This window comes from Streptomyces typhae (assembly GCF_009755605.1).
GTDB lineage: Bacteria > Actinomycetota > Actinomycetes > Streptomycetales > Streptomycetaceae > Streptomyces > Streptomyces typhae.
In genome coordinates, this window is sequence record NZ_WPNZ01000031.1 from 93,827 (window position 1) to 117,498 (window position 23,672).

22 protein-coding genes and 1 pseudogene are annotated in these 23,672 nt (G+C 70.9%); 21 read left to right on the forward strand and 2 right to left on the reverse strand.

All coding sequences use genetic code 11. The annotated features are described in order from the left end of the window. The first annotated feature begins 7 nt into the window (after positions 1–7). From GPA10_RS37530 to GPA10_RS37625, 20 genes are all read left to right on the forward strand, one after another. Complete coding sequence (locus GPA10_RS37530) at positions 8–1,174, forward strand: hypothetical protein (RefSeq protein WP_157169302.1); 1,167 nt, start codon at positions 8–10, stop codon at positions 1,172–1,174. An 869-nt stretch (positions 1,175–2,043) separates the two neighbouring features. Further along, a complete protein-coding gene (locus GPA10_RS37535; RefSeq protein ID WP_157169303.1) occupies positions 2,044–2,310 on the forward strand; it encodes a hypothetical protein in 267 nt (88 codons plus the stop codon). 327 nt (positions 2,311–2,637) lie between these two features. Next, entirely contained in the window at positions 2,638–2,859 is a 222-nt protein-coding gene (locus GPA10_RS37540) for a hypothetical protein (RefSeq protein ID WP_157169342.1), read from the forward strand. 246 nt (positions 2,860–3,105) lie between these two features. After that, positions 3,106–4,197: an AAA family ATPase gene (locus GPA10_RS37545; RefSeq protein ID WP_198351821.1), complete on the forward strand. Its 1,092-nt coding sequence runs from the start codon at positions 3,106–3,108 to the stop codon at positions 4,195–4,197. Next, complete coding sequence (locus GPA10_RS37550; RefSeq protein WP_157169305.1) at positions 4,194–5,993, forward strand: vWA domain-containing protein; 1,800 nt, start codon at positions 4,194–4,196, stop codon at positions 5,991–5,993. The genes GPA10_RS37545 and GPA10_RS37550 overlap by 4 nt, the downstream gene beginning before the upstream one ends. A gap of 241 nt (positions 5,994–6,234) precedes the next feature. Then, positions 6,235–6,684 (forward strand): hypothetical protein, encoded by a 450-nt coding sequence (locus GPA10_RS37555; RefSeq protein ID WP_343041755.1) that lies wholly within the window; start codon positions 6,235–6,237, stop codon positions 6,682–6,684. 193 nt (positions 6,685–6,877) lie between these two features. Next, positions 6,878–7,237, forward strand: coding sequence for a hypothetical protein (locus tag GPA10_RS37560; RefSeq protein WP_157169307.1), 360 nt, complete (start codon positions 6,878–6,880; stop codon positions 7,235–7,237). Then, positions 7,234–8,109, forward strand: a complete 876-nt coding sequence (locus GPA10_RS37565) for a relaxase/mobilization nuclease (RefSeq protein WP_157169308.1) — start codon at positions 7,234–7,236, stop codon at positions 8,107–8,109. The genes GPA10_RS37560 and GPA10_RS37565 overlap by 4 nt, the downstream gene beginning before the upstream one ends. Positions 8,110–8,295: 186 nt before the next feature. After that, positions 8,296–9,036 carry a hypothetical protein gene (locus tag GPA10_RS37570; RefSeq protein WP_157169309.1) on the forward strand — a complete coding sequence of 247 codons (741 nt, stop codon included), beginning with the start codon at positions 8,296–8,298 and terminating at the stop codon, positions 9,034–9,036. Positions 9,037–9,658: 622 nt separating this feature from the next. Next, complete coding sequence (locus GPA10_RS37575; protein WP_157169310.1) at positions 9,659–10,048, forward strand: hypothetical protein; 390 nt, start codon at positions 9,659–9,661, stop codon at positions 10,046–10,048. Continuing rightward, positions 10,045–10,851: an SPDY domain-containing protein gene (locus GPA10_RS37580; protein WP_343041757.1), complete on the forward strand. Its 807-nt coding sequence runs from the start codon at positions 10,045–10,047 to the stop codon at positions 10,849–10,851. The genes GPA10_RS37575 and GPA10_RS37580 overlap by 4 nt, the downstream gene beginning before the upstream one ends. A gap of 42 nt (positions 10,852–10,893) precedes the next feature. Continuing rightward, positions 10,894–11,247, forward strand: a complete 354-nt coding sequence (locus tag GPA10_RS37585; RefSeq protein ID WP_157169311.1) for a hypothetical protein — start codon at positions 10,894–10,896, stop codon at positions 11,245–11,247. After that, entirely contained in the window at positions 11,244–12,107 is an 864-nt protein-coding gene (locus tag GPA10_RS41985; RefSeq protein ID WP_198351822.1) for a DUF317 domain-containing protein, read from the forward strand. The genes GPA10_RS37585 and GPA10_RS41985 overlap by 4 nt, the downstream gene beginning before the upstream one ends. Positions 12,108–12,172: 65 nt before the next feature. Then, the gene (locus GPA10_RS37595) at positions 12,173–12,781 is read left to right on the forward strand and encodes a hypothetical protein (protein WP_198351823.1); all 609 of its coding nucleotides are present in this window, start codon (positions 12,173–12,175) and stop codon (positions 12,779–12,781) included. Positions 12,782–12,787: 6 nt separating this feature from the next. Continuing rightward, complete coding sequence (locus tag GPA10_RS37600) at positions 12,788–13,582, forward strand: SPDY domain-containing protein (protein ID WP_157169312.1); 795 nt, start codon at positions 12,788–12,790, stop codon at positions 13,580–13,582. Positions 13,583–13,616: 34 nt separating this feature from the next. Then, positions 13,617–15,413, forward strand: coding sequence for a type IV secretory system conjugative DNA transfer family protein (locus GPA10_RS37605; protein WP_157169313.1), 1,797 nt, complete (start codon positions 13,617–13,619; stop codon positions 15,411–15,413). 428 nt (positions 15,414–15,841) lie between these two features. Continuing rightward, complete coding sequence (locus GPA10_RS37610; RefSeq protein ID WP_157169314.1) at positions 15,842–16,714, forward strand: adenine nucleotide alpha hydrolase family protein; 873 nt, start codon at positions 15,842–15,844, stop codon at positions 16,712–16,714. Further along, a complete protein-coding gene (locus tag GPA10_RS37615; protein WP_157169315.1) occupies positions 16,711–17,952 on the forward strand; it encodes a DNA cytosine methyltransferase in 1,242 nt (413 codons plus the stop codon). Before GPA10_RS37610 ends, GPA10_RS37615 begins: the two co-directional genes overlap by 4 nt. After that, complete coding sequence (locus GPA10_RS37620) at positions 17,952–19,079, forward strand: DnaB-like helicase N-terminal domain-containing protein (protein WP_157169316.1); 1,128 nt, start codon at positions 17,952–17,954, stop codon at positions 19,077–19,079. Before GPA10_RS37615 ends, GPA10_RS37620 begins: the two co-directional genes overlap by 1 nt. A gap of 54 nt (positions 19,080–19,133) precedes the next feature. Then, positions 19,134–19,976 carry a hypothetical protein gene (locus tag GPA10_RS37625; protein ID WP_157169317.1) on the forward strand — a complete coding sequence of 281 codons (843 nt, stop codon included), beginning with the start codon at positions 19,134–19,136 and terminating at the stop codon, positions 19,974–19,976. Positions 19,977–20,261: 285 nt separating this feature from the next. Here the strand turns inward: GPA10_RS37625 and GPA10_RS37630 are convergent. Both GPA10_RS37630 and GPA10_RS37635 read right to left on the reverse strand, forming a co-directional pair. Next, positions 20,262–21,111: pseudogene (locus GPA10_RS37630) on the reverse strand (IS5 family transposase). Between the two features lie 29 nt (positions 21,112–21,140). After that, positions 21,141–21,431, reverse strand: a complete 291-nt coding sequence (locus tag GPA10_RS37635; RefSeq protein WP_157169318.1) for a hypothetical protein — start codon at positions 21,429–21,431, stop codon at positions 21,141–21,143. 212 nt (positions 21,432–21,643) lie between these two features. Here GPA10_RS37635 and GPA10_RS37640 point away from each other — a divergent pair, with 212 nt between their 5' ends. Further along, the gene (locus GPA10_RS37640) at positions 21,644–22,108 is read left to right on the forward strand and encodes a peptidase inhibitor family I36 protein (protein ID WP_157169319.1); all 465 of its coding nucleotides are present in this window, start codon (positions 21,644–21,646) and stop codon (positions 22,106–22,108) included. The last annotated feature ends 1,564 nt before the right edge of the window (positions 22,109–23,672 follow it).

The following is a 23,672-nucleotide window of genomic DNA, read 5'->3' on the forward strand; positions in this document are numbered from 1 at the left end:
GTAGCTCATGCCTGACCACACTGCCGACGACCTCGACACCGCCCTCGCCGACTTGGACACCTTCCACACACATTTCGCCCGCATCCACGCGCGCTCCGAGCGCACGTGGTCCCGCACGGCCGACTCCGCGAATGCCACCCACGCCGCGTCAGTCATCGCGCAGAGCAGACGCCGGGAGAGCGTCGAGGTATTTCGGCGCCATGTCCTGCCGCATGCCGACCGGCTCATCCGCGCCGCGCACAGCGCGGTGGCGGCCATGCCACCAGCACGCCATCACACCGCCTGGCGGGGTCTCATCGATGACTTGGGCCACGCCATCGGTAAGATCCGCAGCATCCTGACCGCCCCCGTCCCCGCCCGCCGGGCAGAATCCGATGCCACAGGCACCCGCGACGTCCGGTTGTGGCCCTACGTCCTGGCCTGGGCCGAGCGTTCCTTCATCATCAGCAACCTCGCCAAGCAGCACCGCCCCACCGCGCCACCGCTGAGCGGCGAGGAGCAGCAGCGGTGGACGGAACGTGCCCTCGCGGCGTGGCAGCGCGGCGGCCTGGAGGTGACCGATGTCTGGTATTCGGCGCGCAACGAGCTGATCAGCCTGGCGTATCTCATCGAGGACGATGAGCAGAAGGTGTTGGTCCTGGTCGGTGGGGTCGGCAGTGAGCAGATGCGGGTGCTCGGCCACCACACCGGCATCGCCGAGGCCGAGCGGGCAGCGCCGCCGCCGGTGCCCGCAGGCGTCCTGCGCCCCAACTTCGCCCCCTTTCAGCACCGTCCCTCGACGACACCGGTCCCGGTCGCGGAGCTGCTCCGCAGGGTCGAGGACGCCCAGCACACAAGGGAGGTGTACATGGCGCTGCTGGATGCGGTGGAGGACTCCGGCCACTCCCGCGGCCTGCTGCCGCGCCTAAGCGAACTCCTGGCCCGGGCCGCCACGTTCGCCGACGCGCTGGAGACCGGGCAGGGCCAGCAAACCGCCGCCCGCCTCACCGTCCTGGCCCGCCAACTTGACATCCTGACGACGGAGATCGAATCCGCGGCCACTGGCCTCGGGTGCGGTGTCCTGCCGCCCCACCGCACCCCGCACCCGATATTCCATCTCCCTGCCCCGCCCACGGCCACGCCGCCCTCCGGACCAGCCACACCGCACACGAGCCCCTCCGCCCGTCGCCTATAGCTCCCCACACGGGGGGCGTCCCCGCTTCAGAAGGCATGCTCTGACCTCCACCACCGGCTCTGGGCCGCTGCCCGCCCGCCGCCACGTCGCCCGTCTGCTGCTCGGCACGCTGCTCGGGCGTCTCCCCAGCGGCATGGCTCCCGTCGCCACCCTCCTCCTCGTCACCGACCGGGGCGGATCGCTCAAGCGGCGGCCTGCTCATTCAGTGTTACCGCGATCCTCCCGTCAGCCGAGCCGTGGCGGGCCTGGGTCAGACAGGCCGTGCAGGTCGTAGCGCTATGGTGCCCGTCACACGAAGTGAGGGGACGCAATGACGGATCAGGGGTGGCAGCTCAGACAGCGGGACCGGTTGATAGGGACGTTGGTCATGGAAGGAAGCGACATGTTCTGGACCGACTGTCGCTTTGAGCCTGCTCCCGCTTGGGATGAGCTGCGGCCACTCTTCGCTGCGTCGCGCGACGCCTGGCGTCAAGGCGATCGGGAAGCCGCTCTTGCCGCGGATGAGGCAATCCATGCGGAGGGGCTCACCCTCATCCCCACCACGGACGGAGCCCCCATCACCGACTTCCTAATACGTATCGAGGGGAACGTAGCCCGCTTTCGGCATTGAGTCCGAAACTGCCTCCAGCACGACAGGGCCCGCCGAGCGGGTGGTGGTGCAGAGAAGGTCCCCCGCTGATCGTCGTACTCGCCACGGCCGCAGGCCCGAGCGGTGCGATGGGGGTCACCGCCGCGCTCGGTCTGCTCGGCGCCCCCCTCGTGTTCACCTCCGCGCCCTCCCGCTCCTGGCGCCCCACCCCCCAACAGCCCGGCGCACCGAGCTCTTATGGCCTCTGGCCCACCCGGGACTTCGCTGACTGTTCACCGCCGTGAGCGGCGTCGGCTGCGCGCTGGGCGCGCTCCACCTCCGGGCACTCGCGCTCGCGGAACGGTTCGGGATGAACCTGCTGGCAGGGCTGATCCCGGCCGCGCTGTCCACTGGCAGCCTGCTCGGCGGCCACTGCTACGGACGCCGAAGCTGGCCCGGCACCCTCACCCAGCAACTCGTCGCCGTCTCCGCGCCCTTCGCACTCTCCTGGCTGCCGCTGACGGCCGTCACCAGCCCGCGATCTCCGACCGATTGCGATAGAGCCTGAAGGTCAGGCTCGCCGTATCCGGCGCCACCGCCCGCATCGGGGGCCACCACCGCCGCAGCGCAGCACACACGGCCCGCTGAACACAGCATGCTTTGCAGAGAGATTGACCATGGCCGTTGTTGGTACACCCAGCTATCAGACGTGCGGAGAGGCCAGTCAGGTAGCTGCGGGGCGGTGAGGCCCGCCCTGGAGCATGTCGGCAGTCAGCCACGCACCGTGGAGGTGTTGGAAGCTCCGGGCCCGCCTCGCCTTCGCCCAACACCCCACCGCTTTCCCGCCACCACCGATAGGAAATCCGCCTTGCCCGAAACACCAGCAGAGCCGTTCATGACGATCCGGCACGCCATCACCGGCGAGATCACCACCACCGGCTACAACGCCGCCGCCCGGCGGATCCTGCTCCAGGACGGCTTCGAAGAAACGCCAGGCTGCGCTTGCCGAGCGACGGAACCCGGTACGGAGCAGGCGCACGAGCCTGCTCGCCAGCCAGCGAGCTGCTCGTCGCCGACCATTCCCTGCCCCTGTACCGAGCCCTCGGTCGGCCGGTGAGCGCCGACGGTACGCCCCGGTTGGCCAGGTCGCCGATGTCAGCACAGTCCGTGATCCGCTCCGAGAGCGGCCAGCCCTTCCAGAGCGTCGCCAACCCCGCCCGTTACCCGTACCTATTGAAGGGCCCTCGTTTTGACCACACCCGGGCCGCCTACCAGTCCAGCGCGCACCAAGGGCGGCGAACTACGGGCCAAGGTCGCCCGGCTGCTGGCCGACCGGCCGGCGGACACGCTCACCATCGGGGACATGGCCAGACAGCTGGGCCACTCCCACGGCGCCGTCCGCAACGCCGCCCTCACCCTGGTGCGACGCGGCGAGGCCGACCAGGGCGGAACCGGACAGCCGGAGTTCCGCGCGAACGCGAGAACCGCCGCAGCCGCACAGACCGCTGTGATCAGCCCACCGGGCACCCACCCTCCGCGCGCCCAGGCGGCCACGGCCCGCACGACCATTCCGGCGGCAGCCACGCCCAGGCAGACCGGCCCGATCCGCCGCGCGGGGGGCCAGCTCTACCACCCCCGGGAGCTGGCCGATCTGCCCGACGTCGAGGCGTTGAATCGCTTGCGCGACGCGGATGTGCCGGTGCTGCTCTACGGCCCTCCGGGCACCGGCAAGACGAGTCTGGTCGAGGCGGCGTTCCCGGACCTGCTCACGGTCGCCGGTGACGGCGACACCACGGTCGGCGACTTGATCGGCGAGTACACGCAGGCCGACAGCGGAGGCTACGTCTTCCAGTACGGTCCGCTGGTCACCGCGATGACCGAGGGCCGCGCCCTGCTGATCGACGATGCCACCTTGATCTCACCGAAGGTCCTGGCGGCGCTGTATCCCGCGATGGACGGGCGCAGGCAGATCCAGGTCAAGGCCCACAAGGGCGAGACCATCAAGGCCGAGCCGGGCTTCTACGTGGTGGGGGGCCACAATCCCGGCCTCCACGGAGCAGTGTTGACGGAGGCGCTCGCGAGCCGGTTCAGCGTGCAGATCCAGATCGGCACGGACTATGACCTCGCCCTGGCGCTGAGGATCGATGCCCGGGTGGTCCGGGTCGCCCGACACCTCGCCCGCCAGGTCGAACTCGGCGAGCTGGGCTGGGCCCCCCAACTGCGGGAACTGCTCAGCTACCAGAAGACCGAGGCCGTCCTGGGCACCAAAGCCGCGCTCGCGAACCTGGTCGGTATCGCTCCTGTGGAGGATCGCGACGCCGTCGCCGCTGCCGTCATCAAGGCTGCCGGCGTCAAAGAGGTCGCGCCCCTCACCCTCGGCAAGCAGCTCCCCGCCTCGGCCGTCCGCCAGCCCCCGGGCAGCACCGGCTCCGCGCACCGGGGCCGCCCGCGATGAGCGCCCACCACCACGTCCAGTCCCCCGCCACCACCCGGGACGACGACGCCGACCTCGCGCGCTGGGACGACGACGGCGCCCCGCCCGCAAAGCCCCGTTCCTCTCCGGCCGCGTGGCTGCGCGTGGGAGCCGAACTCAGCGATCGGCTGGTCGCCCTCTCCGGCCGCCAGGACCTCCTCGTCACCTGCCGCCCCGGCACGCGCAGCGGCGCACCGGCCGCGTTCTTCCCCACTCTGGGCGAGGTCGAGTTCGACGCCGGCCTGTTCGCCCCGCTTGAGCCCCACGAGATCCATCCGCGGATCGCGGGCGACGAGGAGCGGTATCCCGACGCCTGGGGAGTGTTCGTCCACGAGGCCGCGCACGCGGCCCACTCCCTCTGGACGGCTCCTGCCGCAGCGGACCCTCGTGTCGTCGAGGCCGCGCTCCTGCTGGAGGAGAGCCGCATCGAAGGCGCACATCTGATCACACGGCCCACGGACCGCACGTACCTGCGCACCAGTGCCCGAACCCTGGTCATGCCCGACATCGCCCACCCCACCCTGGAGGGCATCGAGCACGCCGCCGCCGTGGCGGCCCTGGTCCTTGGCCGTCGTGACGTCGGCATCCTGGACTCCGGCGAGACCCGGGCCGTCGCCGATCTGTGCGAAAAGGTATTGGGCGCCCACCTGCTGGCCACACTCACCCGCATCTGGACCGCGGCCCACCAGTGCGCCGACCACGACTCCACGACCATGCTCGCCCACGGTCAACAATGGTGCGACGCTCTTCACACCACGCCCCCATCCTGGCCCGTGCCGGAGAACCTCACCGATCTGCTGTCCGGCGCCGTGGGGGTCGTCATGGACCACGCGGCAGCCACCGACGCCGCCGACCTCGCGGCACAGGCCGCAGCGGCCAACGCCATCGCCGCGCGGTCCAAGGCGCAGGCGAAGGGCCGCGCCCAGCGGGCTGGCCATCGACGTAAAGCCGCCGCCACCGCCAAGTCGGTCTTCAACGCCCGTGGCACCACCGTCACCCCCGACGGCACACCGGCGCCCCAGGGCAACCCTGTCACCGGCACCCGCACGCCCACCGCCGCCGAGCAGAGTGCCGCCGCGCGCCTGAGCCGCGCCCTGCGCGCCGCCGCCTACCGCGAGCGGACCGAGGAGCAGACCACCAGCCCCACCCCGCCCGGCCGCCTCAACATGCGCGCGGCCCTCGCCCGCGACGCTCAGCGCGCGGCCGGGTCGGTCCCCACCGCGGAACCCTTCACCCACACCCGCCGCCGGCACTCCCCCACCCCACCGCTGCGTGTGGGTATCGCCGTCGACGTCTCCGGCTCCATGCGTGCCGCCTGCGCGCCCGTCGCGTCCGCTGCCTGGATCGTGGCACGCGCAGCAGCCCTGACCGACCCCGACTCCCTCACCGCCACCATCGCCTACGACAGGCACCTGACCGCATTGACCCGCCCCACCCACCGAGCACCAGAGCGCGTGACGACGTTCGATGCCAAAGGCGGCCACCACAACCTCGGCAACGCCATCGACGCACTCGACCACGGACTCGAACTCAGCCGCCCCGGCGCCGGCCGCCTCCTCGTGATCGTCACCGACGCCCACTACGGCGGCGACGAAACCGCTCAAGCCGTCACCCGCGTCAAGCAGCTCACGACCGCCGGCTGCGCCGTACTCCAGCTCACCCTCACCGCCAAGTCCCACCATTTGCCGGGGACCACCTTGCTGCACCTGCCCCAGCCCTCCAGCGCTCCCGCCGCCATCGCCACGGCGGCCACAGACGCCATCCGCAGGACACGCTGAGACGACGCAGAAGGCGGAAGCGTCCCGAGACCATCGCCAAGCACTCCAGACCACCTGCGTCCGCCCGCATGAATCGTGCATCTGATGCACGACCCTCCGCGACGACGCAGGCCACCACCATCTGTCTGCTTGACCGCACAGACCCGCCCATGCCCCCTGAACTGCCCGCCACTGCAAGGAGACCACCCCGAATATGGCTGTCCGTACGACCTGGAAAATTGTCCACAGTTGTGGACACGAAGTGGCACACGACCTGTCCGATCGACCTGCCGACCGGCGCGCCGGATTCGCCCGCTGGCTCGAAGGCCGCGACTGCACCGACTGCTGGAAAGCCGCCCGCGACGCCGACACCGAATCCAAGGAAGCCTGGCTCGCCGCCAAGCGCGCCCAGGAGCTGCAGGCCGCCACCGAGTGGGCCGAGCAGTTCGACATGCCGCCGCTCGAAGGACCCGACAAGGCCCTGGACTGGGGCGCGCGCTCCCGCCACCAGCTCGTCACCGCCGCCTACAGCGCGCTGGTCACCGAAGGCACCTGGAGCGAGGCGGACTGGGCCGTACTGGAGGAGCAGATCCGCGCGGTCAGCCGGGCCGGATGGTGGATCGACCAGCGTGACGCCGACGGCACCGACCTGCCCGAACTCCTCGACGCGGCCACCGCGAACGACCGCGGCACAGAAAACCCCTACCGCTGACCCCCGCCAGCCCTTCAGCGGGCGCACGGGGAAGCGTTATACCGCAGGGTTCCCGGTTAGCGAAACCGGGGTTCGTCCGGACCATTGTCCTTCCACCGCCGCCCCCGTGACGTTTGTGGAAGGACCCCGTGCTGTGGCCCAACCGGCTCGCCCGCCTTACGTTCCCGCCGACACCCTCACCCCCCAAAGGGACATGTCCCACGCCCACTTCCGCCCCGGCGACGAGGTCGTCATCCTCAAGGGCGTCGCCGCAGGGGAGCTGTGGGGCGACGCCATGACAGTGGTGGTCCCCTCCTGGCACACACCCACCGATGAGGACGGGTGGCGGCTGCGTAACCCCAACGGCGGCGAGCAGACCTTCATCACCGCCCACCCCCGCTACCTCGTGCACCTCTCGCGCCGCTGCCCGGACTGCCTGATCCACCTGCGCGCCATGGAGAACGACCTCACCCCCAAGGTTGACGGCACGGACACGGTGATCGACTGCGGCTGGTACTCCACCACCGCGCTCAACCAGCTCGTGCACATCGCCGACGCCCGGGACGGCCGATGATCGCCCGCCTCTACGAGGGAGAGTCCTTCCCGTCCATCGCACTCTCCGCAGCTCTGGGGCGTCCGATTGCCGAGCAGGACGTCCTCGCAGATGTTGTAGCGGCCAGCGCGCCACTGGACTCCGGGGGTGCCGCGGGCAGCCGGGAGGCGTGGAGGTTCGCCGACTGGCAGGAGTACCTGCTCGCACCCCGCGATCTACACCCTCACGCAGCCGCGCCCGGTGCGGACGAGCCGGAGATCTTCCACCTGGCGGTCCGGCTGCATGCCGCCGATCGGACCCTGCGCCCGCCTGAATGGAGCGAGATCGCCGAGCGGCTGGCCCGGGCCGCCGGCCTCACCGTTCCGGGGGCCAAGCAGGCATGCCGCTGGGTGGCCTTGCAGGCCCGGCCCGGGCGACTCGTCCTCGTCGCCAACCTCATCCGCGGCGACGGTGGCTGGGCCCGGCAGCCCTATCCGCTGCGCGAGGCGCTCAGGGGAGAGTGCCGGCGTATCGAGGCCGACCTGGGCCTGGTGTCGGCGCAGCCCCACGGAGGGCGTCGTCCGCTCACCGCGGAGCGGCCTGCGGACCAGTCGCCGCCCGCTGTCGCCGCCCGGCTGGCCACGCTGGTGGTCCAGCTCGCCGACGAGGCCACCGGCCCCCTCGCCGCCGTGCGCGGCATGGTCGAGCAGACCGCCTACCAGCTTGCGGAGTTGCCCCACGCTTACGGGCCCGAGGCCGGGCACCGGCTGGAGTGGATCGCCCGTCGGCTCCACGGCATCCAGCAGGACCTGGACGCAACCGCCGCCGGCCTGCCCGGACACCGGCAGCGCGCCGGCACCGCCGCCCGCCGCCCCCTCCAGCCCCCGGCAGCATCCTCGCCCCGCTGCCGGTGAACCACCCACCCCGTGCAGAAAGCCCGACCTTGCGCAGCGTGTGCGGCGCTGAAGTCGGCCCCGCCGAGCGTGAAGCCTCCGCCGTCTGCGCCTGCCCGCCCTCACCGATCGCCCCCGCCCCCAGCCCGTCGCGCCCTGCTGGCCCTGGCCGGACGGCGGCGCTGACACCCCCGCCCCAAGGAACACATGCCCGACCCCACCCCCGACCTCGCCTCCTTCGCCACCGCCCTCGCCGACGAACTCCCCGGCACCTGGCTGAGCGAACACACCCAACATCAGCGGCACACCGGCCAGTCCGCGCGCGCCGAGGACCTGTGGGACATGAACCTGCTCGCCCACGCCCTCGCCGAACACACTCTTGACCAGGACGCGGTCCTCACCCGCGAGGACGGCATGCGCCTGTACGTCATCGCCCGCCCCCGCCGCGGCGAGGAGTTCCTCATCGGCGCCCTGGCGCCCGCCGGCATCGCCCCGGAAGCCTTCCGCGGCGTACGCGAGCCGGACGGTATCGCCGTCGAGGACGACCCGTTCACAGCCGCCGAGGAGGTCGTCGTGGACCTGCTGCCGCGCTACGACAAGGCCCTGGCTCAGGTGCGGCACCACGCAGACCGTATCGCCGCGGCCCAGCCGCCGGACTTGGTGGTGATCACCCTGAGCGGGCGGGACTTCCACGTCACCAAGCCCGAGCGGGCCGATGCCGCCCGGATCCTCATCGACAACGGCTGCACCTACGACCAGACCCGGAACGTCTTCGTACTCCCCGGCGAGGACACCGCCCGCCAGGCGCAGGCCATCCAGAACGCTGCCGCACAGCTCGACCGGCTCGGGATCGGCGTCAGCATCCGCCCGGCACCCGCCCGGCCCGCCCTGGACACCACCCCACCCCCGCCGCCATCCCCCATCACAGCCACGGCCCGTGCACGGTAGTCCGCGCTCCTGAAGAAAGGAGGTAGCGCCGTTAGGCAACAGAGCCGATGACAAAGGCACCGGTGTCAAGATCTACCGCAAGCCCCTGACCGGCACCGTCCACGCCGACACCCCCGCCAGAGCGCCCGAGCAACTCCTCACGCTGCTCGGCAGCCTGGGCCTTCAACGCAAGACCGTGATTACGGCAGGCCCAGTCTACTTGGCACGAGGTCCCCGACCACCTCGATGAGGCGCAGAAGAGGCAGCTCGCCACCCGCGCCATCCCCTCCCTGCTGATGGCCAGGTACATGGTCAACATCCCTGACGACGTTTTCGACCCCGCCGCCTACCAGGACGCCGTCGCCCGCACCCGCCACCCCCGCTGACCGCCCCACTCGGCCGGACCCACACTAAAGAGTCGGCCCCGCCCCGAGGGACACCGCTCATTCCTACCCCCAGCAACGCCCCTCCGCCTATCGCGATCAGCCGTAGCCCGCGCCTGGCCACCGCCCTGTTCCGCCGCTACCTGCGCGCCGCCGTCGTCGGCAGCCGCGAACACGACCATTCCCTGGCCGGTGCCCGGCCCGACACCGTCCCCAACGAAGCCCGCCACCGACGTCCCCACCCCACGCCCAGGAGGCCCATGACCGACCCCTCGACCTACCCCGTACGCCTCGCCGAGGACATCGCCAGCCTGATCGAGACCCTGCATGAACACCTCTGCCAGGCCACCCGGGCCGAAGCGGGCGAGATCCTCGGCACGGTCCTCGACCCCGAGGACGGTGTCCTGTCCCGTCTCACCGACCTGCTCGGCACCGGGTCCCGTTTCGCCCAAAACCAGGCGCACAACGGCATGCTCCCACCGGAGGTGTGCCTCGCGATGGGCCGTACGGTCAATGAACTGAACAGTGTCGGCGAGGACCTCGCCGAACCCGTCGACAGCTTCAAGAAGGTCGCCGCACAACCCTCCGCGACACATGCCTTTCCGCCGAAGCCGGCTGCCTCAGCGATGGTCGTCCGGAGGAGCCGGTGAGGAAGCAGCAGCGGCCCGGCTGGGCGGCGGACGCCGGGCCGGCCGAGCAGCATTACCTGGTTCAGCCCCGCTATCTGGCCGGCGGCGGTGACCTCGGCTACGTCAGTGAGTTCCTGCGTGCCTCGGGCTGGAAGGACAAGTCGAAGCCGGGCGGTCCGCTGATCTTCGACAGCCCCGACGGCATGGCGCGGGTCGGCTACGACCCCTACATCCAGCCCGGCGGCTGGACCATCTCCGGCACAGCCCATGCCGGGCAGGAGGCGTGGCACGCCACTCTCGGGCGGCAGGTGCCGGTGGAGATCATGGCAGGGTTCACCGACGCCCTCACCCGGCCGCCCGCGGCACACGCTCCCAACGTGTGGGCGCCGTTCCAGGAGCGCCGCTGGGCGATGGAGCAGGGCCAGCATGTCACCGCGATGAGCCCTGAAGGCGGGGCGTGGCTGCAATTCCACCAGTCCGCGCCCGGCCAGGCCCTGTGGTGGGCCGGGGCGCGCACCGAGCACGGGCCCAGCTGGACTGCGAGCTTCACCTCCAGCACACCCGTGCATTTGGTGGCGGCGTTCTCCGCCGCGCTGGCCGATCCGCAGCCGGTGATGCGCCCGCGCGGGCACGTCCCGCCCTCGCAGCGCATCCGTACCCAGTCCGTCTCGGTACGCCCCGACCAGCTCTCCGCCTGGCAGCAGACCCGGATCGCCGCCGCCCGCGCGGCCACCTGGGCCCGCAGCTCCTGGGCCACCACCCGCCCACGCCGCACGCCAGCCGCCGGCCCGCACGCCGCAGCTGGCAGCCGAGCCCACCGCTAGCCCCCGCCTCACCCCCAGCACCCGCACCACCTCAAGGACTCCATGCCCCACCACGCCACCGGCGCTCCCACGCCCGACCAGATCCGTCAGGCCACCCGCGCCCTGGCCCATCTCGCGGCCTACCTGCGCGAGCGCCCCTGTCTCGACGAGGCGCTGACGCTGCTGGTGCCGCTGCTCGATGCGGACGACGGCGTCCCGATCCTGCTCGGCGACACTTTGCGCTCCGCCGAACGCATCATCACCGGTGCCGGACTCTCGCAGAACGAGGAGACCCAGACGATCACGGAAGCCCTTCGCGCCACCGCGCAGGAAGCCACCGACTGGCATGTCCTGCACTGGGACATCCAGCGCGTCCAGGCCCTGCACCAAGCCGCGCGACGGATGCGCCCTCAGTGACCGCGCCGTCCATCTCCAGCCGGGCCGCGGAGCCGACCAGCAAGCTGTGGTTCGCCACCCAGCCCCGCTACCTGGCCGGGCGCGGCGATCCCCGGCACATCACCCAGGCCCTGCGGGCCGGCGGCTGGAAGAACATCTCCGATGCCGACCTGCCGCAGGTCGCACTCGTCAGCCCCGACCACCTTTACTCCCTCCTCCTGGAGCCCGAGCCGGAGCCCTACACCATGTGGTGGACCCTCAACGGTCGTCGCCCGGAACAAGCCTGGGGCTGGACGGCGCGGTTCAGCAGCCACACCCCCGTCGAAATCCTCGCCGCCCTCACCGACACCCTCCTGCAGCCCGAGCCCGACACAGCCCCCGAGATCTGGCCCCTGCTCACCGGCGCCGGATGGACCCACGAACACGACGAGCGCGGCGACGAAATCGCACGGCACCCCGACGGAATCCTGAGCCTGCGACAGTGGCACACCGGCACCCACGGACGGTACTTCTGGACGGTCGAAACCCCGCTGCCCGGCCATTGCAATGTGTGGAATGCGACGCTGGACGACGTCATACCCCAGCATCTCCTCGCCGCCTTCGTATCAGCACTGGCCGTCGACGAACCGGTGCAGCGCGCGATGTACGACGTCCCGCACGCCCACCTGGTCCACCACGAGCGGCGCGGCCCCCAGGGCGAAGAACTCGCCGCCGCACACAAAGCGAGACTCGAAACAGCCCGGTCCCTGGCCCGCAAGGCCCGCCGCAAGACCGAACTCCTCACCACGCAGAGCGGACCACCTGCTGCCGTCCGCGCCGCCTCCGGCCCTCCAGGCAGGTCAGCCTCGCCCACCGTAGCCTTAACCGGCCGGGCCCGCTGACCGCGCCGGACGGGCACCCCAGCTCACCTCCCCTTCCCCCGACTTCCGTTCCCCTGCGAGTCTTCTTGTCCCCTGCCTCCCAAACTCCGGATGCGCTCCACCGCGAGCGCCTGCACCAGCTCACCCTCTTCCTGCGCGAGAGTGAGCAGATCCTCGCCGCCTGGGACGCCTACTCCGACGAGCACACCGATCTCGACGGCTGGCCCCACGACGCCGACGCCTACGGCCTGCGGGCGGCCCGGCGCGACGCCGAGACCTGGCGCTCCTTCAACCGCGTCCGGCCCTTCGCCAAGGACCTGCTGGCCACCGCCGAAGTCCAGGTCCAGCACCTCAACGCCACCCACATCCAGCCCCGCTGGCCCTGGCAGCTCGGCACCCTGGACGCCGCCCTGCAACAGCTCGACACCCTGCAGCAGGAGTGGCTGGCGCTCCGCGACGCACTGCCGCCGTCCGCCCGTCCGGGCACCAACATGTACGACGACGCCCTTGCCGAGCGCAACGCGGAAGCATGGTCCTGCCTCGACGAGTGGGTCGGCCATGGCACAGCTCTCCTCGAAATCCAGGCCGCCACCCAGAACCTCCCGCCACGCGCTCCGGCGCTGACCACGGCCCACGCACTATCGCGCCCCGCCCCCGCTCCGGCCGCGGCACCGTCCTCGACGGTACGGAGGTGACCGGGCATGGCCTACGACATCGACATCATGCTCATCGCGCCCCGCTACCTCGCCGGCCCCGGTGATCCCGCCTGGGTCACCGTGCCGCTCCACCGCGCCTGCCACTGGAGCACCGGCGAGGACCGGCTGACCCCGCAGGTCACCCTGACCAGCCCCGACCAGCTCGCCCAACTGCGCCTGACCCCCGACCCGGAGCCGGGCGCACCATGGTGGACCCTGCGCCAGGCCCACCACGGCGAGAAGCGGGCCTGGTCGATGATCTTCGGCGCCCGCACCCCCGTCGAACTCATCGCCGCGGTCACCGACGCCCTCACCGACCCCGCCACTCCACCGGCGGGGGCGCCGGGGGAGCCGTACGAGCCGCTGCGTTCGGCAGGCTGGCAGGCACCCCGTCACCACGACGGTCACACCTCCGACGAGGGCATGGTCTCGCCCGACGGTCTGGCCCGCGTCGACCACATCACCCGCGAAGGTGGCCGCACCTCCACCTGGGTCGTGGAAACGTCCGTCCACGATCTTCCCGCCCTCTGGCGTGCCTATGTAGACGGGGACACACCACCGCATCTGGTCGGCGCGCTCTTCGCCGCGCTCACCGACACCACGCCCCTGGTGCGCGAACCACACCGCGTGCCGCACCTGGCCACCACCCACGGACGCACCGCCACCGGCCGGGTGAGCGCCGACAACCTCGGCTTCGCCCTGGAACACCGCACCCGCACCCTCGCCCGGCGCCACACCCCGCCGCCGCCGGCCACGCCGCCCTCTGGGCCCGACGGGCCCGTACCGCGACGGCCCCGCTGACCGGCCGGCCCTCCACCCTCCTGGAACCGCCCTCTTGCCCCAGCCTTCCGCCCGCCCGTCCACCGAAGCGACCGACATCGCCTTCAAGATCCTGCTTGGGGCCCTCGTCGTCGCGGTCCCCCTGGCCAACCTCGCCTGGCTCGGGGGCCAGACCACCGCCTGGGCCACCGGCTCCGGGCCCGGCGCCCCCTACCAGCCCGCCCAGGCCCTCCTCCACCCCGACCAGCTCTGGCCCGCACTCGGCGAAACGTCCCTGCTGCTCGGCACACGCATCCTGCCCGCCACCGTCCTGCTCGCGCTCGGCGCCAGCGCCGCCGTGCTCTACCAGCGGCACAAAAACGGCAGCGGCGGGCGCAAGAAGCGCGTCGACGGCATGGCCAAACACCAGGACATCGAGCCGCTGATGGCCAAGGCCATCACCGCCAAAGCACGCTCCCTGCGCCCGAGCCTGAAGACCGCCAAGCACCTCGCGGCCAAGGACACCGGCGTCCTTCTCGGCAACTTGCAGGGCACCCGGCACGAGGTGCGGATGGGGTACGAGGACGTCGCCGTCGCGATCATGGCGCCCCGTTCCGGCAAGACCACCTCCCTGGCCATCCCCTCCATCCTCAACGCGCCCGGACCGGTCCTGCTGACCTCCAACAAGGCGGCAGGCGACGCCTTCACCGCCACGCTCGACGCCCGAGCCGAGGCCGGCCGGACGTGGTCGATGGACCCGCAACAGATCGCCCACGCGAAACGCGCCATGTGGTGGAACCCCCTCGCGACCGCCAAAACCCTCGACGGCGCGGGCAGGCTCGCCGGACACTTCCTCGCCGCGAGCGTAGACGCGAGCCAGCAGGGGGACTTCTGGTCCAAGGCCGGATCCAACATCCTCTCCCAGCTGTTCCTCGCCGCAGCCCTCGACGAGCGCCCGATCACCGACGTCATGCAGTGGCTGGCCTTTCCCGCCGACCGCACGCCGCTGGACATCCTGCGCGACCACGGCTTCACCGCCGTCGCCGCCCAGCTCAAGGGCACCGTCGAAGGCCCGCCCGAGACCCGCGACGGCATCTACGAGACGGCCCGCCAGTACGCCGCCGCCCTCCTCAACAGCGAGATCGCCGCCTGGGTAACACCGCAGAAGGACATCGAGGAATTCCGGCCGCAGGAGTTCGTCACCTCCACCGACACCCTGTACCTGCTCTCCAAGGACGGCGGCGGCGGAGCCTCGGCGTTGATCGCCGCGTGCGCGGACGCGGTGATGCGGGCCGCGACCACCCAGGCCGAACGCGCCGGCGGGCGCCTAGATCCGCCGATGCTCGCGATCCTGGACGAGGCCGCCAACGTCTGCAAAATCTCGGATCTCCCCGACCTGTACTCCCACCTGGGCTCCCGCGGGATCATCCCGATCACGATCCTGCAGTCCTACCGCCAAGGCCAGAAGGTATGGGGGGACGCGGGCATGGACGCCCTGTGGTCCGCCTCCACCATCAAGGTCATCGGCTCCGGCATCGACGACCCCGACTTCGCCGACAAACTCTCCCGCCTCATCGGCGACCACGACGTGGAGACCACCTCCACCTCCCACTCCGAATCCGGCAAGTCCACCTCCGTGTCCATGCGCCAGGAACGGATCCTGGCCGCCGACGCCATCCGTGCCCTGCCCAAGGGCACCGCCCTGTGCTTCGCCACCGGCCTGCGCGCCGCCATGCTCGACCTGCGCCCCTGGTACCTCGAACCCGGCGCCGACACCCTGACCGCCGCCTCCGCCCACGCCTCGGCGGACATCACCGAACGGGCCCTGGCCAAGACGGACCCGCGGCAGTCCGATTTCGGCACCGCCACATGAACGGCCCCGCGCCTGCACCTGGTGCCCGTCCGCCCTGGAAGCCCGCGGACTCCTCGCACGCGAGGAAACCCCGCGGATCGGGCACGACCACCGTGTCCTGCCAACCCCCGACGGCATCCGTGTCCTGACAGCCAGCTTCGGCCACCCCCGCACGCCCGCCCTCGCGACCGCCCCTGCTGCACCGCTCAAACCCGCCACAGCGCCCGCACGTTCCCAGTAGCCCGCCGCTGTCGGCTCCTTCCCCGCTTTGTCGTCCCTCGCTGACAGCACCGGCCCGCTGCCCCTCGCCCTGGCTTCCCAGCGACGCCGCGATCACCCCGATCCCTGCTGCTATCCGATCTCGGCGCCCCTCTCTCCAAGGACGCACTATTCCCGATATTCCTGCATTCCGCTCCATATCCCTCGGTGCCGGAATCCAGTCCAGCGCCATGCTGGCCCTGTCCGCCCGAGGAATTCTCCCCAAAGTCGACTACGCGATATTCGCCGACACCGGCTGGGAACCCCGGGCCGTATACCAGCACCTCGACCGGCTGGAACGAGACATAGCCACACCGGCAGGCATTCCCATCCTTCGGGTCTGTGCCGGGAACATCCGCAACGATGCTCTCGACCCTGACCACCGGTTCGCCTCCATGCCGCTCTACATCCTGAACCAGGACGGCAGACCCGGGATGACCAGACGCCAGTGCACCGGCGAATACAAGATCAAACCAATCAAGAAGGCCGTCCGTGAACTCTTGGGCTATCCCCACCCCGCCCGTATTCCGCGAGACATCTTCGTGGAGCAGTGGGTCGGCATCTCCACTGACGAGTTCCATCGGGCCAAGGATTCCGACGTCAAATACATGCGCAACCGGCATCCGCTCATCGACATGAACTGGAGCCGCGCCGACTGCGTGAAATATCTGGAATCGCTCGGTCTTGCGGACACTCCGAAATCGAGCTGTCTGGGCTGCCCCTTTCACGGGAACGCGCAGTGGCGGCACATCCGGGACACCTCGCCTGAGGAGTGGACGGATGTGGTGACTTTCGACGCGGCCATCCGGCAGGGCAACGCCCGTGCGAACGCGACCGGCAACCGCCTGCTGGGCCAAGCGTTCCTGCACCGCTCGCGAGTACCGCTCGACCAGGCGCCGATCGACCACGTCACCGCCGCCGAATGGGCCGCGCTCCAGCCCCAGCTCGGCCAGGAACAAGTGGACGTGGCGGAGCTGGAGCAGGGCGTGAGCGACGGCTGCTCACCCTGGGCCTGCCGCGGCGGCGTCGAGCCGGTGCAGGACGATTTCGGGCTGGCCAGTTGATCCTCGACCTGTTCGCCGGCCCGGGGGGATGGAGCCAGGCCCTGACCGTGCTCGGTGTACGGGACGTGGGCCTGGAATGGGACGAGTGGGCGTGCAAAACCCGTGCAGCCGCAGGCCAGTTGACGATCCGCACGGACGTCGCCGCCTATCCCCTCTGGCCGTTCTTCGGCAGGATCACCGGGCTGATCGCCTCCCCGCCATGTCAGGCATGGTCGATGGCCGGCAAACGCCTCGGGCTCGTCGACCAGCCCCTGGTCCACCAGGCGGTCGCCGACCTCGCCCACGGGCTGGACCGCCGCGAACAGCTTCTGGCCGCTTGCCGCGATCCGCGGTCCCTGCTCGCGGCGGAGCCCATGCGCTACCTGCACGCCCTGAACCGGCACGGACAGCCCGAGTGGGTCGCGATGGAAGAGGTCCCCGACGTGCTGTCGCTGTGGCGCCAGTACGCCGCGATCCTGCGCACCTGGGGGTTCTCCGCGTGGACCGGGATCTTGAACGCGGCCGACTACGGCGTACCGCAGACCAGACGGCGCGCGATCCTGATCGCCTCCCGGACCCGGACGGCAGGCCCGCCGCCGCCCACCCATGCCCGCGTGGCCGAACCCGAGTCGCTGTTCGGGCCGGGCCGCGCGCGGTGGGTGTCCATGGCCCAGGCGCTCGGCTGGGGCGCCACCGACCGGCCCGTGCCCACCGTCTGCGCCGGCGGCGGGCCAGGGGGCGGGCCCGAGCCGTTCCCCTCCGGCTCCCGCAAGACGCTCAGCGACGCACGCGAGCGCGGCACCTGGAAAGCCCACCCTCCCACCAACTCGGCCGTCCACCGGCCGCGTTCCTCGACCGCGCGGGCCACCGCTGCCGGGCAGCCCCTCGCCGGCACGGCGCCCGCGGAGTGGCGCTGGGCGCTGCGCAACAACAGCCAGGCCAACGCCACCACCCGCGGCATCGACGAGCCCGCCGGGACGCTGTTCTTCGGCCACCGCGCCAATGAGTGCGTATGGCAGGCCGAACAGGTCGCCGCCACCCCGCCGTCAAGCGCGGTCCCGGTGCCGGAGCCGATCCGGATCACGGCCGCCGAGGCCGGGGTGCTGCAGACCTTCCCCGCCGACTACCCGTGGCAGGGCAACAAGGGCCAGGTCTTCCACCAGGTCGGCAACGCCGTCCCGCCCCGTCTCGCCGCTCACCTCCTGGCCCCGCATCTGGGCATGATCCTCACCGCCGACGACTTCACCCTGGCCGCCTGATGCCCCACCCCACCGCCCCCGGCAATCAGGACGAGCACGACGAGGCGGACGGTTTGGCACCGTCCCCGCCGGTGCACTACGCCGAACAGGCTCTGCTGGGCGCCCTCCTGCTCGACCCTGAACGCCTCGGCGAGATCGGCGCCCTGGAGCCCGAGCACTTCGCCAACCACGCTCACGGCGCGCTGTTCGCTGGGATGCGCACGGTGCCGGCCCCCGGCCCCGAGCAGCTCCGCAGCAGCCCGTCGTGGCTGAACAGCGTCCTGGATGCGGCCCGCCCCCAGGCGCCCGGTCTGAGCGCCTCTCACCTGCACACCCTCATCCGGGTCTGCCCCCGGCCGGGCCACGCGGTCAGCTACGCGCGGATGATCCGCGCCGACCACGCCCGGCGCAGCCTGCGCCTCCACGCCGCACGTCTGGCCCAGACCGCCATCGACACCACCCTGCCCCACCGCGCGCAGACCACCATGCGGCGGGCCGACACCCTCGTCCGGTTCCTCGACGGCCTCTCCGGCTCCTTCACCTCGCACCCCAGCTCTCCGCCCCGCACCCCGCTCCCCCCGCCGCCTGCCAGGAGCCCCGAGGAGGATGCCCTGGACGAGGAGCGTTGCCTGCTGGCCACCGCGACCGCGCACCCGGCTGACGTGCGGGAGATGCGCTGGCTCATCGCCGCCGACTTCGTGCTGCCGCTGCACGGCGGGCTGTGGCAGTGCCTGACCACCCTGGCCCACCGCGGTGACCCGGTCGATCCCATCACCGTGCTCTGGCAAGCCCAGCACCGAGGTCTGCTCACCCCCGGCGTTGACCCCGCCGGTCTGCTGGTCCTGCTCTCCACACCGGCCGGCTCACCCGAGCACTGGGCCGAGAAGATCCTGGAACGCTCCCTGCTCGCCCGCGCCGCGGACGTCGCCGCGCGCATCACCGTCTACGCCGACGACCCGGCCAACAGCCCCCACCAACTGATCACCGGCAGCCGACGGGCCCTGGCCGACCTCACCACCCTGCACACACGCTGGCAGCAGGCCACGCGCCCGCCCCTCCCACAGACCGTGCGCCCGGCCCGCACCCCGCGCGTTCCCCGGGCCGGGCCGCCACCCCGTACGGCACCGCCCGTGCGAACCACCCGCTAACCCTGACGGTCCGGGCCGACACCACAGTCGGCCCGGACCGGCGAAACGAGCCCCATGCCTCACACCGCACCCGACGTCCACGTCCACCTGGCCCTACACCCCCAGCACGCCAGCGCCGTCGTCGCCACCCTCACCGGCCGCCCGCTCCACACCGCCCACGCCACCCTCGCCACAGAACGCTTCCAGCCGGTCACCGACACCACGATGCTGCTGGCCCGTATCGACCACGCGGAGCTCCACTACGCCAGCACCGCCGCCGTCCTCCTGCGCGACGCCGGGATCACCGTGCACGTCACCGAACAGTTGCGGGAAGTGATCCACCACCCCGGGACCCGGCTGAACCAAGCAGAGATCCGCCTCGCCTCGAACAAGGCCCAGAAGATCCACGACGACATCCAGTCCAGACAGCTCACCATCCACCTGCACGCGTACGACGGCCGTACCACCGTCACGGTCGGCGTCAGCGACGCCGACCGTGACGGCCCCGCCGCCCCCGCCGCCGCCGCCAAAAAGGGCGTCACGGTGGTCTGCGGCCGACAGACTCCGACTCTCGTGTCCTTGCCGCCGCTCACCTTTCTCGGGAGTGGATGGTTGCGGTGCACGGGGGTCTGCCGTCGCGGAGCGCAATGGGTATCGGGGCCGGTCAACGAGAGGACGGTGTCTTCTCCCCGGAGTGCAGGAGACCTTAACCTTCTGAGTGATCGTCACACGCCCCCGGTCCGGGACGTCGCCCTGCCAGACGTAGATGCCGACAGCACGAACAGAACGCAAAGTCATGACCGGACAACGACAGCACCGCCGCCACATCACCGGGCCGCAGCGTCCCAGCAGTTCTGTCCCGGCACCCGGCCCCGACGGCTATGGGAGGCGGCCCTCTCCAGGGCGGGGAGGAGGTGATGAGGGCGTCGAGGAGTCCAGCCGGAAGACGCTGACCCACCCCACGACGATCCGTCCTCCCGACCGCCGCCCTCCTACCAGTGCACCGCCCATATGCCGATGCCCCCAGCAGCAGCCGCGGGCCCCTGGCTGCGGCCGGGGCAAGTGCTGGCTCGACGAACCGGTGTGGGCGCCGACTCCGCCGCCCTCGGAACCTCATCCGTAGGTGAAGGACGTTCCGAGGGAGCGAGCGGATCTCGGGATGTTCGAGTGCCGGATCGTGACACCTAGGCGGTTTCGTTTGGATCACCTGGCTGACCAGAGGAAGATGCTCGCAACGTGGAGTCCGGCCAGGTAGATGGCGGCTGTTTTCTCGTAGCGGGTGGCGATCCCGCGCCACTGTTCAAGCGGTTGATGCAGCGTTCGACGGTGTTGCGCTGCTTGTACGTCTCGCGGTCAAAGGCGGGCGGTCGGCCACCTCGGCTGCCTCGCCGCAGGCGGTGGCCGCGTTGATCCTCCGGCACGGGGATGACCGCCCGGATGCCGCGCCGCCGAAGGTGTTGACGGATGGCCCGGGACGAGTACGCCTTGTCGGCCAGGACTGCCTCTGGCCGGGTTCGGGGCCGTCCGCAACGTCGGGGAACACGCAGCCGGGTCATCACGTCAGCGAAGGCACGCGCATCACCGGCCTGCCCGGCGGTGAGGTGGAAGGCCAGGGGCCGGCAGTTGCCGTCGGCCGCGAGATGGATCTTCGTAGTCAGTCCGCCGCGGGACCGGCCGATGGCGTGGTCGCCCGGCTCGCCGACAGGGACCCCTTTTTGCGGGCTCCGGCCGAGTGCTGGTGGGCTCGCACGATCGTGGAGTCCACCGAGACAACCCAGTTCAGTTCATCGTCGGCGTCCGCCTGGGCCACAAGCGCGGTGAACACCCGCTCCCACGTGCCGTCGGCGGACCACATCCGAAGCCGGTTGTAGACGCCCCGCCAGTTGCCGTACTTCTCCGGCAGTTGCGCCCACTGTGCCCCGGTCTGAAACTTCCAGGCGATGGCGTCAATCACCTCTCGGTGGTCCCGCCATCGGCCACCCCGCTTCGGTGTCCGGTCCGGAAGTAACGGCTCGATCCGCGCCCACTGCGCGTCAGTCAACGGCAGACCCAGACAACGATCAGACGATCCGGAGGGAGCGACTACACGCAGCCTGTGCCATCGGTCTGGACGGCAACTGTCCACCAAGAGGTCACTCTGGCCGCCATCGCTTCCGGCTCTGACGGAAGAGGGGTGAGCCCGAAGTGATCTTCCAGCTCATGCCGCAGGAACTCGCCGATCTCCGCTTGGTCGGCGCCACGCCGGAGCCGCTGCAGGAGAGGGACGAGCATGCAGTCGTACTCGTCTTGCACCTCGTCAGCGACGCCGATCGGATCCCACTCATTGAGCAGATACCGAAGGCCGTTCTCGGTGACATCGGTTCCAGGTCGCATCGCTCCAGGGTGCCACCCCGGAGCCGCCGTCATTACTCGGCCCCGCCTTGATCCAAACGAAACCGCCTAGGTGCAGCCGGGCCAGGTGGGGCCGAGCGCCTGGCGGTCTTTTCGGCCGCGCGCGGGGAACTGCGCTGGAACACTGTCGCCTGATGGTGGGGGCGGGCGTCCGGGGCAGGTTGGCAGACCGGCAGGGCCGGAAGAGATGATGCGTGATCAAGAAACTTGCCCTCGCGCTCGTCCTGGCCGCGTCCGTTCCGCTCACGACCGAAACCAGCGTGACGGCCACAGAGGACTACCCCGTCCGCAAGATCTGGGGCAAGGGCACCGCCGCCTGCCCCGAGAAATCGATCTGCCTCTACCAGGACAGCAACTACAACGAAGACTCCCACGAAGGCCGGGGCCGCTGGATCTGGGTCGTCACCGGCCCCACCGCCCGCATCCCCGGCGGCAACGACGAAGCCAGCTCCCTCCACGCGAACCTCGAAGGCACCCCCTGGGAGACGGCCGCGTTCTGCGAGGACACGAACTTCCAGGGCGGCACCCTGCTGTACCTGGTCGACGGCGCGTCCAGGCCGAACCTCAAAAGGGTCGGCGGCCACCAGGTCAATCTGAACGACATGATCTCCTCCGTGAACCTCCTCGCCGGCGACTGGCGACGGCCCTGCAGCGCTTAGGCGGCTGAGCAGCGCCCACACGCGGCAGGGCCCGGAGAACCCCCCGGACCCTGCCGCGTGACACCGCGCAACGGCGGGCACCTCAATCAGCCTCACCAGCCCGTTCCGCAGGTTCTCAGCACCGTGCCTGAGACCGCCATGGCAGAACCCGTACCGGGTACTCGGCCGTCATGGACGCGGAGAAAGCCCCAAACGACACCGTGAAACAACGATCGGCCTGGGCTCGTGAACTCTCTCGCGAGCTGCGGCGCGCATCGCGCGCACTGGTCACGCACAACCACCAGCTCATCGACCAGAGCATCCGACTCAAGCGGCTTGCGGCATCACACAACCGCGATGCCGCAGCGCGCAGCGGGACGGACCGTGCGACGAGTCAGAACCTGACCGGAAAGGAGCATCTCAGGTCCTAGTGGATCCGGCAGGACCCGGTGAGGCCGAAGACCTGGCGGTCTTCCGGCGGACCTAGACGCGACACCGGATTGCTGTGCGAGAAAGACCCTTCGCACGGTCCTTCCTTCTTCCACTGCCCCGGTGACCAGGTCGGACTGTGCGCCGCCTGCCACCGCAAGACCCACCGCTACGGGCGCGGCGGAGCGCCGCTGTGCCAGTGGTGCGCGGCTGATGTGATGGCGAAGTGGGGCCCGAACGTGCGCTACACCAGCTCCCAGGGCCAGCAGTAGCGATCGGCCCGACGAAGGGGGCATGCGGCCGGGTGGGACGGCGTCTGCCCCCGGCAGGGTTCCTGGACGGGGTCTTACCGGATCGGCGTGTGACGGCCCGCCCTGCCTCTCCGGTTCAGGAGTTGCCGGCTCTCACCGATCCGCCGCCGGCTGGCATCGATGAGCGCGCGGCTCTCCTCTATCCGGTCGCCTGCGCGCTCGATCACCAGTAAAGAGATCCGTACGCGTACCAGGGTGTCGCTCCACTTCGTGCTCATCCTTGCCATACCCCCCACAGCTCCGGCATCAGACCCCCACAGTCCCGGGCCGGTACTCCCGATTCCGGCAGTCTGGACGGCCGCGCCCCCTCCGCACACCCCGCCAAAGGGTGAATACGACCCATCCGGCCAGCTGTGACGGGCGGCCACTGGACATCCGAGTGTGCGACGGGCGCTGGCCGCGGGCTGCCCGGCCGTCCGTCCCATGCCTGCATGGTGTGCCCTCTGGTGCAGCGCACGCGCAACCGGGCAGGTTGCGGCCCTGGCCGCTCCGGGCAGGAATGCGCTGCGCTTCACGGGGGCCCGGACACTGCGGCCGCCGTCTGCTGAATTTGGTTCAGGAAGGTGGTGTATCGGACGGGAGCAGGGAAACTCGGCATCACACCGGCGCCAGGAGGGTGAGCGCGCGCCGGTGAGAGCTCCCGTTGCCCCTCGGAACTCCCGCGCCAAGGGGGCGGCGGTGCAGGCGGGCCCGGTCGCGCGCACCTCCCATGCCGCGTGCGGCCGGGCCTGCCCGGAAGAAGCCTTCGGCCCGGCCCTGCCGCAGAGAGCGAAAGACCAGATGTTGGGTGGTCGGAGCGGTGTAGGGATCGGTGCCGGGGGAATCCGGTCAGAGCACCGGCGGCG